At 39.8% G+C, this 13,159-nt stretch carries 14 protein-coding genes; 5 read left to right on the top strand and 9 right to left on the bottom strand.

Translation table 11 applies throughout. The annotated features are described in order from the left end of the window. On the bottom strand, positions 1–485 hold a 485-nt coding region (locus AC5YCE_RS13205), incomplete at its 3' end, for a transposase (RefSeq protein WP_496170869.1). Between the two features lie 212 nt (positions 486–697). On the opposite strand from AC5YCE_RS13205, the gene lipB reads away from it, so the two are divergent. From lipB to AC5YCE_RS13185, 4 genes are all read left to right on the top strand, one after another. After that, positions 698–1,375: a lipoyl(octanoyl) transferase LipB gene (gene lipB, locus AC5YCE_RS13200; protein ID WP_496172345.1), complete on the top strand. Its 678-nt coding sequence runs from the start codon at positions 698–700 to the stop codon at positions 1,373–1,375. Between the two features lie 76 nt (positions 1,376–1,451). After that, a complete protein-coding gene (locus AC5YCE_RS13195) occupies positions 1,452–1,985 on the top strand; it encodes a hypothetical protein (RefSeq protein ID WP_496126932.1) in 534 nt (177 codons plus the stop codon). A 3-nt stretch (positions 1,986–1,988) separates the two neighbouring features. Then, positions 1,989–3,173: an iron-containing alcohol dehydrogenase gene (locus AC5YCE_RS13190; RefSeq protein WP_496172344.1), complete on the top strand. Its 1,185-nt coding sequence runs from the start codon at positions 1,989–1,991 to the stop codon at positions 3,171–3,173. Positions 3,174–3,438: 265 nt separating this feature from the next. Then, the gene (locus tag AC5YCE_RS13185) at positions 3,439–4,830 is read left to right on the top strand and encodes an APC family permease (protein ID WP_496126934.1); all 1,392 of its coding nucleotides are present in this window, start codon (positions 3,439–3,441) and stop codon (positions 4,828–4,830) included. 58 nt (positions 4,831–4,888) lie between these two features. Here the strand turns inward: AC5YCE_RS13185 and AC5YCE_RS13180 are convergent, their stop codons facing one another. From AC5YCE_RS13180 to rplU, 8 genes are all read right to left on the bottom strand, one after another. Next, positions 4,889–5,344 carry a hypothetical protein gene (locus AC5YCE_RS13180; RefSeq protein ID WP_496172343.1) on the bottom strand — a complete coding sequence of 152 codons (456 nt, stop codon included), beginning with the start codon at positions 5,342–5,344 and terminating at the stop codon, positions 4,889–4,891. A gap of 123 nt (positions 5,345–5,467) precedes the next feature. Then, on the bottom strand, positions 5,468–5,947 hold the full coding sequence (locus tag AC5YCE_RS13175; RefSeq protein ID WP_496172342.1) for a tRNA (cytidine(34)-2'-O)-methyltransferase: 480 nt from the start codon (positions 5,945–5,947) through the stop codon (positions 5,468–5,470). 35 nt (positions 5,948–5,982) lie between these two features. Further along, positions 5,983–7,359 (bottom strand): siroheme synthase CysG, encoded by a 1,377-nt coding sequence (cysG, locus tag AC5YCE_RS13170; protein ID WP_496172341.1) that lies wholly within the window; start codon positions 7,357–7,359, stop codon positions 5,983–5,985. Between the two features lie 118 nt (positions 7,360–7,477). Then, complete coding sequence (gene serS, locus AC5YCE_RS13165; RefSeq protein WP_496172340.1) at positions 7,478–8,749, bottom strand: serine--tRNA ligase; 1,272 nt, start codon at positions 8,747–8,749, stop codon at positions 7,478–7,480. Positions 8,750–8,895: 146 nt separating this feature from the next. Next, complete coding sequence (locus AC5YCE_RS13160) at positions 8,896–9,684, bottom strand: RsiV family protein (RefSeq protein WP_496172346.1); 789 nt, start codon at positions 9,682–9,684, stop codon at positions 8,896–8,898. A gap of 464 nt (positions 9,685–10,148) precedes the next feature. After that, positions 10,149–10,844 (bottom strand): outer membrane lipoprotein periplasmic chaperone LolA, encoded by a 696-nt coding sequence (gene lolA, locus AC5YCE_RS13155; RefSeq protein WP_496126939.1) that lies wholly within the window; start codon positions 10,842–10,844, stop codon positions 10,149–10,151. 289 nt (positions 10,845–11,133) lie between these two features. Beyond that, positions 11,134–11,391 carry a 50S ribosomal protein L27 gene (gene rpmA / locus AC5YCE_RS13150; protein ID WP_496126940.1) on the bottom strand — a complete coding sequence of 86 codons (258 nt, stop codon included), beginning with the start codon at positions 11,389–11,391 and terminating at the stop codon, positions 11,134–11,136. 18 nt (positions 11,392–11,409) lie between these two features. After that, on the bottom strand, positions 11,410–11,721 hold the full coding sequence (gene rplU / locus AC5YCE_RS13145) for a 50S ribosomal protein L21 (protein WP_496172339.1): 312 nt from the start codon (positions 11,719–11,721) through the stop codon (positions 11,410–11,412). A 443-nt stretch (positions 11,722–12,164) separates the two neighbouring features. Between rplU and sdsA the strand changes: the two genes are divergently transcribed. After that, positions 12,165–13,142: an All-trans-nonaprenyl-diphosphate synthase gene (gene sdsA / locus AC5YCE_RS13140; RefSeq protein ID WP_496172338.1), complete on the top strand. Its 978-nt coding sequence runs from the start codon at positions 12,165–12,167 to the stop codon at positions 13,140–13,142. Positions 13,143–13,159 lie beyond the last annotated feature (17 nt).

Here is a 13,159-nt window from a genome sequence, read left to right as displayed (position 1 = left end):
GCAATTTCACCAAATTGATTCATCGCAATATGTAATTTACAGCCATAAAACCAGCCCATTGAGCTTCTACCACGTGATGCAATTTGGACTAATGATTTATGACGCTGAATACGTTGATTTTTACAAACTGGCAAAGTTGTTGAATCAATCCATAAATATTGTGTACCTTGACCTTTCATCAGTGCCACATGTAAAGCGTGTAGAGCTAATTGATGCCTATTGATCAGATGAATCATCCGTTGGTAACAGGGTAAGCTTTTAAATAAATGATTTTTATCCTGTTTCAACCATGTAAAAAAGGCTTTGAAATTAGTGAAATGAGAACATTTATACCAGATAGCAATAAAAGTGATTTCTGAGATACTCAAGTGAGCGGTTCGGACTCTTGAGAAACGACGACTTTGTTTAAGGAAATTCCAATAGGTTGCTTCAAATTTAAGAAAGAAATCATCAATTAAACAGAATAATTCGGTACTATTAAACATAGGGACTAGAGTTTTAAGTTTTGTGTGGTAACTCAACTGATGGCTCTAGTCCTCTTATTTTTCAAGTCAATTTCTTATCTGCGATTCGGGTTAAAGTAGATAAACATCAAGAGCTACAAAATAGTCATGATGCTTGGTGCAATTAACTTTAAAAATTAAATCGCTTCCCCGCTCTCGCTACAGATTGATTATAATAAAGCTCTACTTTCCTCATGATACAGGCTCAAAACGCTGTGGATGCTGTGACCAAACCCAATTTAATCATTCGTCAGTATACTCAATACACACCTTACGAAGATCGCTTTTTAGAAATGAAAAGCCTGACGGAACAGCGCGATGAGCATACCCCTGATGAACTTTGGATACTGCAACATTATTCAGTTTTAACCCAAGGTCAAGCAGGCAAACCTGAACACATCTTAATTCCATCCAATATTCCTGTGGTGCAATCTGACCGTGGCGGTCAAGTGACATGGCATGGTGAAGGTCAAATGGTGGTTTATTTCATGTTTGATTTAAATCGCTTGGGATGGAATGTACGAACTCTGGTGTCTTATGCAGAATCCATCATGATTGATCTGCTTAAAAAATACGGCATCGAAGCCTATGCAAAACCAGATGCACCAGGTGTTTATGTAGATGAGCGAAAAATTGGATCTTTAGGTTTTAAAATCCGAAAAGGTCGCAGTTATCACGGTCTATCTCTTAATATAGACTGTAATTTAGAGGGTTTTCAAACCATTAATCCATGTGGTTATGCAGGCTTAGAAATGGTGAGAATTTCCGATTTAATCCCTGATTATCCGAACTTTGACCAACTCACTCAAGATGTGACTCACCTCCTATCGACAAGTCATTTCTTTCAAGATATACGCATTATTCAACAATAATCACTTTACTTTTCATCCCAAACTAAATTAGAGTATTTACTCTAAAATATAAAATTAAGTAAAAAGGGATAAGCGAGTGATTTCTATTAAATCCGTTAAGCCCGCCCTAGAACAAGCTTATGTCAAACTCATGCTTGACGTGATTGGCAGAGGCTTGGCGATGGCGAGCCAAGTTGATGATGAAATTAGACAGGATGTATCTAAGTTCCCCATAGGTTTTACCCTCTCCATGGCTGTTTTTAACAATGATGCTGCTTTTATCGCACGTGTCAACGACAACCATCATTTAGAATTAGTCGATAGCCTTGATAAAAAGGCGGATCTCATCATCACCTTTAAGCACATTCATCATGCTTATTTGGTTTTTTCATTCCAAGAGAGTACGGCTCAAGCGTTTGCCAATGACCGAATGATTGCCGATGGTGATTTAGGGCATGCGATTCGATTAGTACGCTGTCTCAATAAAATGGAAGCGCTTATTTTACCTAAATTGGTCGCTGAACTTGCCATTAAAGAATATCCTCAACAACTCACATTAAAAGAAAAGCTGTCTGGTGCCGCAAACATTTACCTCAAAGTTGCCCAGTCTTATATCAAAGGGAGTGCTTAAAGCATGGCTAAACCATATTACGAATTTTTCTGTCCTGTAAAAGTCATTGCTGGAAATGCTGCACTTGAACATATGCCATTTGAACTTGCATCCATGGGTGCTTCCCGCCCAATGATCATTACAGATAAGGGTGTTCGCGCAAATGGCTTACTTGCACCTGTCGAAGTAGCCTTTGAAGCGACTGAAGTTAAGATTGGCTTTATTTTTGATGATGTACCACCAGATTCAAGTTTAGAAACGGTTAAAACTGTTGCTGATGCCTATCGCACCAATGGTTGCGATGCCATTATTGCCATTGGTGGTGGTTCAGTGATTGATACGGCGAAAGCTGCCAACATTTTAGTCACTGAAGGTGGTGATGACCTTCTGAAGTATTCAGGTGCGCATAACTTACCCAAACCGTTAAAACCATTTTTTGTTGTACCCACCACTTCAGGCACAGGCTCTGAAGTGACCATGGTCGCTGTGATTTCAGATAACTCAACGCATCAAAAAATCGCGTTCGCATCTAAACATTTGATGCCAAGTGCAGCGATACTTGATCCTCGCATGACGCAAACATTGCCACCGCATTTAACGGCAATGACCGCGATGGATGCAATGACACATGCTGTTGAGGCGTACACTTGCTTAGCAGCCAATCCCATTAGCGATGCCTACGCAACTGCGGCAATTAAAAAAGTCAGCGAAAACCTTTTCAAAGTTTTGGAAAATCCTAAAGATGCCGATGGTCGCTTAGAGTTAGCACAAGCTTCGACCATGGCTGGCATTGCATTTTCGAATGCGATGGTTGGCATTGTTCACTCTCTAGGGCATGCATTGGGTGCAGTTTCACACCTTCCACATGGTCTATGTATGAACCTGTTCCTGCCTTATGTGCTTGAGTACAACAAAGATGTGAATGGTCACAAAATTGCAGAACTTCTGTTACCACTGGCGGGTGCAGATATCTATGCACAAACACCAGCACCACAACGTACAGATAAAGCCATTTCAATGATTAAGGATATGCGTGATCATCTCCACTCACTGACCAAACTTCCACGTACCTTGCAGGAAACAGGCAAAGTCACACAGGCGCAGTTTGATGAAATTGCAGATAAGGCATTGAATGATGGATCGATCATTTATAACCCCAAAGAAGCCACCCTTGCAGATCTCAAATCTATTTTAGAAAAAGCTTGGTAATTCAAACAAAATAAGCCACTATACATCGCCAATTAGCCTGATGTTTTTTTAAACATCGGGCTTTTATCTTGCAGAATAACAACCCATGCACTTTTACTTTAAGTGGCATATTTTCTGCTAAAAATAGTTTGGAAGTTACTGACAAATCGCATAAATTGCTTTAAATTGGCGCGCTTTGTTTCATCAATTAGGGGGGATCGTTCGTCTCAAACGATCCTAGATAGATTTGACTGATCCTTGATCAACGATTAAGAGGATAACGCCGTTGACAAATACCACTGGGACTCAACCGGCAGCTAAACTGCAAAAAACGCTAGGTCTCTGGCACATCATTATTATCGGTTTAGCTTATATTCAGCCAATGACCTTATTTGATACTTTTGGCTTAGTATCTGAAGAAAGTCATTTTCACGTACCTACATCTTATATTTTTGCACTTGTTGCAATTTTACTGACGTCACTGAGTTATGGTCATATGATTCGCCGATACCCTTCATCGGGTTCTGCGTATACCTATGCTCAAAAATCGATTCACCCGAATGTCGGCTTTATGGTCGGTTGGTCTTCATGGTTAGATTATCTTCTATCTCCAATGGTCAACATCATTTTGGCTGTGATCTACCTTGAAGCATTATTCCCAGATGTCAATCATTGGGTATGGGTGGTTGCACTTACAGCCTTCATGACCTTAGTTAATTTGCGTGGGGTCAAATTTGTCGCAAACTTTAACAGCTTGATCGTATTTATACAGTTAGGCGTGATTGCATACTTCACTTGGATGGTTTACAGCTTGCTTGCAGGTGGTATCAATGCTGATGGTACTTTAGTCAATGCTAAATATCAGTTATGGAGCTTAGAGCCATTCTGGAATGAGTTAACGACGGTGGGTGCACTGATTACTGGTGCAACATTACTTTGCTTCTCTTTCACTGGTTTTGACTCACTCAGCTCACTTGCTGAAGAAACAAAAGACACTGAAAAAACGCTTCCTAAAGCGATTTTCTTGACTGCTTTAATTGCAGGTGTGATCTTCATCATTAGCACGTATTTCATGCAAATCTACTTCCCGAATGACCCTAAAACTTATTTCGAAGATGTAGCTGCAACTCAACCTGACATTTTACTGGCTGTGGGTGGCGCGGCATTTAAAACTGTGGTTCTTTACTTCGCAATCGTCACTGTGATGGCGTCTGGTATTTCTGCACATGCAGGCGTATCACGCTTGATGTACGTCATGGGTCGTGATGGCGTAATCAACAAGAAGATCTTCGGTCATATTAGTCCACGTAGTCATACACCGTCTTACAATATCTTAATTGTAGGTGTTGTTGCTTTAACTGCTGGATTCATGGATTTAGACACCGTGATCTACATGATCAGTTTCGGTGCATTAACGGCATTCACTTTTGTTAACTTGTCTGTGATTTCACGTTATGCATTACGTGACGGTCGCACCAAGAATGCAAAAGATATTCTGAACTATGTGGTTGTTCCGCTACTCGGATTTATTGCAGTCTTTGCATTGTGGCTTGAGATTGAAGAACAATCGCTTAAATTCGGCCTATGGTGGGCAATGATTGGTATTTTATACCTTGGTTACAAAACCAAAGGTTTCCGCCAACCTGCTCCACAACATGACGAGTTTAGTGATAAATAATACTACTAATAAAAAAGGCGCTTAATGCGCCTTTTTTTTAATTTATAGTTTCAATTGATTAATGAACACGACAATCAAAACCCAACTGCGTGGGAATAATATTATTTTGAATTCCTAAAGCCTGAACAAAAGATGCTCTGTTTTCTAGAACTTTTCGATCCGATTCTGTGAGTCGCTGTTTATTTCGTTGCGCCGACTGATATGTTTCATCAATCACACCTTGAAAAATCCCACACACTTCTAACTGTTTGGATGACTTCAGAACCAGCTTTCCTCGTTTACGATCGAAGTCACTTCGGGTGAGCTTAGATCCCCACTGCTCAATCCGAGTATTCATCTTCTTTTGCATTTCGACCAAACCTTGCTGTATCTCTTGCTTGGTAATGAGTTGCACACCCTCTTCAATAACAATCGGTGGCTCATTGGCAGAGCTTAAATTTGTAATAAATAAGCTGGTAGAAAAGACACATAGAACAGCAAAATTAGTTTTCAAGTGGTAGATGAATGAAGACATATTCACTCCAAAATTATGATATTTGATCAATTCTTTTAATGACTCTAGCTAAATCCTAACGTCCTAGGCTTAACACTGCAATAAAAAAAGCCACATGACGTGGCTTTATATTTTTCAATCATCTTAAATGAGTGCTTTAAAATCTTGCTGACGCCATGCTTCATAAAGAATCACAGCAGTTGCATTGGACAAATTCAAACTCCGTGAATTTTCTGCCATCGGCAAACGAATCCAATGCTTCTGTGGAAACAACATACGAATATGTTCAGGTAAGCCACGCGTCTCTGGACCCATCAACAGTGCTACCGAACGGTTTAAATCCGAAGTATGCGGAGTTTCAGTCCCCTTGGTCGTGAGTGGATAGATTGCATCTACATCCACACCTTTAGATTGAAGATCAGCGAGACAGTCTTCAAAATTTTCCCAAATTTGCATACGTGCATATTCGTGATAATCCAAACCCGCACGTTTTAACTTCTTGTCATCTAGTTCAAAACCTAAAGGTTTTACCAAATGTAACTGCGCTCCAGTATTGGCACATAAACGAATGATATTCCCCGTATTGGCAGGAATTTCTGGCTCGTATAAAACAACATGGATCACAGGATATCTCTACTTATCGATATGGCAGGTCTAAATTAACCTTGCCATTGTAATTGTTCACGCAAGCTGACCACATCACCAATAATAGTTAACGTCGGCGCTTGAATTTCATATTGTGAAACTTTAGAAGCAATATCTGCCAAAGTCCCCACAACGACTTTCTGATCTGGCGTAGTCCCTTTTGAAACCAAGGCCACTGGCATATCTGGACGTTGCCCATGTGCTATCAATTTTTCACAGATTTTTTCTAACCCGACCAAGCCCATGTATAAAACTAGGGTTTGATTTTGATAGACCAACTCACTCCAAGGCAGTTCAGGTGAGCCTTCTTTCAAATGACCTGTAAGAAAACGAACACTTTGAGCATAGTCACGATGAGTCAGCGGGATACCGGCATAGGCTGAACATCCAGAAGCTGCTGTAATCCCTGGTACAACCTGAAATGCAACCCCAGCTTCGTAAAGCTCTTGAATCTCTTCCCCACCACGACCAAAGATAAACGGATCACCACCTTTCAGGCGACAAACACGCTTACCTTCTTGCGCATACTTGACCAATAAAGCATTAATACCTTCTTGAGGTACAGCATGATTTGATCGCGCTTTACCAACATAGACTTTTTCAGCATCACGGCGACACAAATCCATAATTGGCTGAGACACCAAACGATCGTAAATCACCACATCTGCTTGTTGCATCAGACGCAAAGCTTTTAAAGTCAATAATTCAGGATCACCCGGACCTGCACCAACCAGATAGACTTCGCCTTGTGGCTTCTGCCATTCAATAAGTGCTTGTTCAATCAGGCGGTCTGCTTCAGCGATATTGTCATTAAACACTTGTTCTTTGAGTGGGCTTGCATATAAGTCCTCCCAAAAAATACGGCGTTCGTCTGGGTTCAGAATTTTAGCTTTTACCGCACTACGCCATTTGCCTGAAAACTCTGCCAGCCTCCCCATCTCATGAGGAATAGCAGCTTCAAGCTGGGTACGAATCTGACGGGATAAAACTGGAGATTGACCATTGGTTGCAATTGAAACCACCAATGGCGAACGATCAATAATTGCAGGAACCATGAAACGGCAATGTGGTGGATCATCCACACTATTGACCAATACATTTTCTGATTCACACAGATGGAAAACATTTTGATTGGTTTTCTTGTCATCTGTAGCTGCAATCACTAAACGATAACTACGGATATTGATTTCATGATGAAAATTGCTTTGTACGTATTGCCCTTGAGATTGCTCAACGATTTCAATTAACTCAGGCAAAATTTCTGGTGAAACAACCGAAATCACCGCCCCTGCTTTTTGCAGTAAAACAGCTTTGCGGTACGCAATATGTCCACCACCCACAATCAGACAAGGTTGCTGTTGCAACTTTAAAGAGATTGGAAAAATATCCACACAATACCTCAGTATTTTTGATTCTGACTGTTTAAAGCAATTTTTATGCACGTTTCATGTATGACTACAACTTAAACACTCAGCTCAAACGTATTTGAGCTGAGTGTAGCAAATCTGATTAATCGATATACTCGACACCACCCATATATGGACGAAGTACTACTGGGATCTCAATTGAACCATCTTCACGTTGATAGTTTTCCATCACAGCAAGTAAAGTACGACCTACAGCCAAACCAGAACCATTCAAGGTATGTACAAATTCCGTTTTCTTTTGGTCAGCACGATAGCGCGCTTTCATACGACGTGCTTGGAAGTCACCCATGCAAGAGCATGATGAAATTTCACGGTAAGTATTTTGACTTGGCACCCAAACTTCTAAATCATAAGTTTTGATTGCACCAAAACCCATGTCACCGCCACATAAAACCACTTTACGATAAGGCAGACCTAATGCTTGTAAGATTCCTTCAGCATGACCTGTTAATTCTTCCAAAGCATCGAGAGAGGTTTCAGGTTTAACAATTTGGACCATCTCAACTTTGTCAAATTGATGTTGACGAATCAAGCCACGCGTATCACGACCATATGAGCCCGCTTCACTACGGAAACACGGTGTATGCGCTGCATATTTGAGTGGTAAACGTTCAGGATCAATAATTTCGTCACGAACGAAGTTTGTTACAGGCACTTCAGCCGTCGGAATTAGGTAGTATTCTTTTTCACCTTGAAGTTTGAATAAATCTTCTTCAAATTTAGGCAACTGACCTGTACCACGTAATGATTCAGCATTGACTAAATACGGTACATACGCTTCGGTATAACCATTTTTAAGCGTATGCGTATCCAACATAAACTGTGTCAATGCACGTTGTAGACGCGCCAATGGTCCCTTCAATACGCTAAAACGTGAACCTGTTAATTTGGTTGCCGTTTCAAACTCCAAGCCACCCATCCACTCACCAAGATCCGTATGATCTTTTACATCAAAATCAAACTGGCGAGGTGTGCCCCACTTTAAAATTTCGACGTTATCATTTTCATCTTTGCCTTCAGGCACAGATTCATGCGGTAAGTTAGGAATACTGAGTGATTTATTTTCAATTTCAGTTTGCAAATCAGCGAGCGCTTGTTCAGCCGCTTTGATTTCGTCACCAATCGCACCCATACGTGCCATGATTTCAGACGCATCTCCACCAGATTTTTTAATCTGACCGACTTGTTTTGCACCAGCGTTACGTTCTGCCTGCAAAGCTTCAGTTTTCGACTGAATTTCTTTACGTTGAGCTTCTAATGATGCCCACTCTTCAACATTTAATTGTACGCCACGTTTTGCTAAGGCTGCATTTACAGCCTCTATATTATTTCTGAGTAATTTCGGGTCAATCATGGTCAATCTTTGTAAAGAAAAAAACTGGCTATAGTGTAAGCGCTTCAGCCTAAAAAATACAGTAACTGAGCTTGCAGCTGCACCTTATTACATCAAATGTGTCATAAAAATTGAAAATATTCAGGTGACTAAATTGCCTTAAAATATTATTGAGTATTATAGTTTGGCAAATTCGGCAAATACTCAGCTTTAATCAATTTCTGACTAGATTGATATGGCAAAGTAAGTTCCGACATCCCTTCAGCATACGATGCCAACTCATAAAGCGGATAAACAAAGACAATACCATTTGCACCATAATAAAAATTATCACTCACCTTTAAACGATCTTTATCAATCGTATGTTCCATCAACCAGTTGGTATTGGTGTCATAGAGCATGTCTCTCAACTGCTCTTCTGCTCCAGAAACTAGCAAATCTTCTAAAGCGATGCGTTTTTTATGTTTTAAATCAAAGTTAACAAATTCTTTGTGGTACATCCCATGTGCGGCACCTGCACTATAGCTATACGTTAACATTTCAAAGGTTGCCAAATGCTGATTCTGCCCCACAAATCGAACAACGACAGTACTTTGATTGACCTGTTTTGTATCTGCACTGACTGCTTCTGATGCACTCTTGTCATTTTGAAATGCAACTGGATCTGTTTTTTGAATTCGATCTTTAAAGTATTGATTAATCCAAGATTGATTCGTTTCAACTGTTTGGAATTCATAACGTGTACAACCACTTTCGTCACAACTCTTCGATTGAGGTATTTTTAAATTTATTGTTTTAGAGACGATCAGTTCCACTGTACTTGCTGTTTTCTTATTTTCTGTAGCTTCTTTCTCTTGATCTGTTTTAGGCTGACACGCCGTCAGTAAAATGAGCATCGACATACTCATCAATACATTGCATATTTTTTTGGCACTCGATATCGAAGGATTACTCATTCTCAAGCTACTCGGACTTAAAGTATGTTGGTTTAAACCGATCTTGTTCTGACCATTTAATTGCTGAATTATTTTTTTTATTATCACTCTCTTTTCCTAACTGGCTTATTCAATATTTTCATACTATACAAATTCCTGAGAAAATTTAACTCAACTCTTTTGTAATCCAACTCTCAGAATTGAATGGGTTAAAAATAAGAATAAGTGCAATCAATCTAATACACTTAAAACATTGCTAGCAAGAAGCATTCACCTAGTCAGATATTGCTTGCAAATAAATTCTTAGCATTAGCTTTATAACCAATGGTTACATCCATTCAAGCGCAATCCATTAAACCTCTAAAACAAAAAAAATAAGCAACCCATGGGCTGCTTATTTTCGATCTTGTGTGATAATCAACTGAATGAATACTTTAAGCGTTCAGAGGATTAACCAAATCATTTGCTATATCAAAAGGATCACATTACTGGTCAATAATGTCTGTACCTTTAGGTGGCGTGAAATTAAAAGTAGATGTTGGAATGGTCGCATTCACTTTTACGTTATTAAACTTTACATAAGTTGTTTGGCCCAGAGAGTCTTCCAAAATCATTAAGCTTGGTGCTTTATTTGCACCAAAACTAATCGTTAAACTCTGGAATGCACCGTCACCCTGTTTAGGATATAGCGTGTAATACGTTTTTGCCTTATTGGGCTGTGTAACACGATACGACTGCATGATTTGGTTGGTATTACCTGAAAGTAATAATGCAGGCGTATTCGCGACTTGCTCATCTAAGTTTTGACGAATCGCTTGTTGTAAATCTGGATCATAAATCCAAATCATTTTACCCGTGGTCACAATCGTCTGTTTGGCAGGTGTGGTGGTTTCCCAATAAAATTTACCTGGACGTTCAACTTTCATCACGCCTTTAAAAGTTTGATTCATGTGCTGTGCACTTAAACCCTTTTTCTGAGGTGCTTTGCTACTTGCAGTTGCTTTTGTGGTTTGTTCAAAGTTCGCTGTTAAGCTTTTAACACCATTCAACTGTTTCACTAAGTTAGCAGTTGCTTGTTGCTCCGTTGCAGCAGTCGCCGCGAAAACATTTGTGCTGACTACAGGTGCAAGCATGATCACAGTGATTGCTGCTGCACTCATGGATTTACGAAGCATATTCATGATTTCACCTTTTTATAAATTTGCGTCATTGCTTTTGGTTTGTTGAGTCATCTTAAATCATTTTTTTATGCTAATAATTGAGAAAATAAGAAGATTTGTAGGTTTATTTACATCTTTTGTAGAAAAACATTCATGATGATGAAGATCAGTGACGTTTTATAATCAATCCTTTAAAAACATCAAACACTTTAATAATTTCAAATTTATATAAATTTTTATGTTGCATAATTCCCTACAAATAAAAAAAGCCCACATCACTGTGGGCTTTTTCGGTTATGACAATTAAAACTTATACAGTTTCAACAGATACATAACGACGGCCAAATTGACCTTTAACTTCGAATTTGATCACGCCATCAGCGGTAGCAAATAAAGTGTGGTCACGACCCATACCAACGTTTGGACCAGCGTGGAATTCAGTACCACGTTGACGAACGATGATGTTACCAGCAGTCACAGCTTGACCACCGTACATTTTAACGCCTAACATTTTTGGGTTCGAGTCACGACCGTTACGTGTCGAACCACCAGCTTTTTTAGTAGCCATGTGTCAAAATCCTCGTAATTAGCCTGAAATAGTCGTAATTTTCAACTCGGTAAACCATTGACGGTGACCTTGTTGTTTACGGTAGTGCTTACGACGACGCATTTTAACAATACGGATTTTGTCGTGACGACCGTGGCTAACTACTTCAGCAGTTACTTTAGCGCCAGCAACAACTGGAGCACCAATTTGAATGCTTTCGCCGTTTACTAGCATCAATACGTCATCAAACGTAATTGTTGAACCAGTTTCAGCTTTTAACAATTCTACTTTAAGGGTTTCACCCTCAACAACACGGTGTTGTTTACCACCGGTTTGGATAACTGCGTACATACTGTACTCCAACAGACCCGTGTCGTCGTGCCGATAAAGGAAGATATCGATCTTAAGACGAGCGCCACTGGGGTTAATTCAAGGTGATGGATTTTAAGTGATAATCAAATAAACAACAAGGTCTTTTACCGAATTCTTCACATCGATCACTTTTAAAGCAGCATCCATTTTAAAATTAAAGTCATTCGAGCAATTTTTCTTTAGTCTTTTGTGAAAATTGCATGGTTTTTGCTTCAAGTTCGACTAGTATGTGTCCAAAATAAGCTTTCATACAATAAGAGCAACAAAAGGGATAGCTTCAAACAATTCAACTTAGTTTGGACATATAAGCAACAAATCATTATGATTCTGCGTGTTAACAAATTTCACAAGCGACAACGCTCGATGTTAATTGTTACACTAATGAAAGATTAGAACGCATTTTGACAAGGATTCCCTTCACCATGGCCATCGATTTTCAGCAAGATATCCTTTCTCCTGTTGCATCAGAATTTGCCGCAATGGACAAGCTGATTAATGAAGGAATCAGTTCTAAAGTCGCTTTAGTGATGTCTGTCAGTAAGCACGTGGTTGAAGCTGGCGGTAAACGCATGCGCCCAATTATGTGTCTACTTGCTTCTCGCGCTTGTGGTGAAACGAAGCTTGATCAAGCACAGCATTTAGCCGCTATTATCGAAATGTTACATACAGCTACCCTTGTGCATGATGATGTTGTCGATGAATCAGGCTTACGCCGTGGTCGCCCAACGGCAAATGCAACATGGAATAATCAAACTGCAGTTTTGGTCGGTGATTTCTTAATCTCACGTTCATTTGATCTTTTGGTCGATCTGAACAATATGACTTTATTGAAAGACTTTTCAACAGGCACTTGTGAGATTGCAGAGGGAGAAGTTCTACAACTCCAGTCACAGCATCAAGCAGATACCGATGAAGCGACTTACCTCAGCATTATTCATGGAAAAACGTCACGTTTATTTGAACTGGCAACTGAAGGCGCTGCAATTTTAGCAGGCAAAGAGGAGTTCCGTTTGCCTTTACGTCAGTATGCTGGTCACTTCGGTAACGCATTCCAAATCATTGACGATATTTTAGATTACATCTCTGATGCCGATACCTTAGGTAAAAATATTGGCGATGATCTCATGGAAGGTAAACCAACACTTCCCCTGATTGCCGCGTTGCAGAAAACGACTGGTGAAGACCATCAGTTGATTCGAAAAAGTATCACTACCGGTGGTATTGAACATTTAGAGCGTGTCATTGAAATCGTTCATCAATCGGGTGCACTTGATTACTGTCGCCAACGTGCAATCGAAGAAACCAATGCGGCTCTGGATGCATTAAAGCAATTACCAGAAACGACCTACCGTCAAGCACTGCATAATTTGGCATTGCTTGCCTTACATCGAATTCAATAATTAGAACCCTTATTGCT

It is taken from the genome of Acinetobacter sp. CY79 (genome assembly GCF_059515845.1).
Note: the sequence above shows the minus strand (reverse complement) of the source record. Positions and strands in the feature narration are given on the sequence as shown.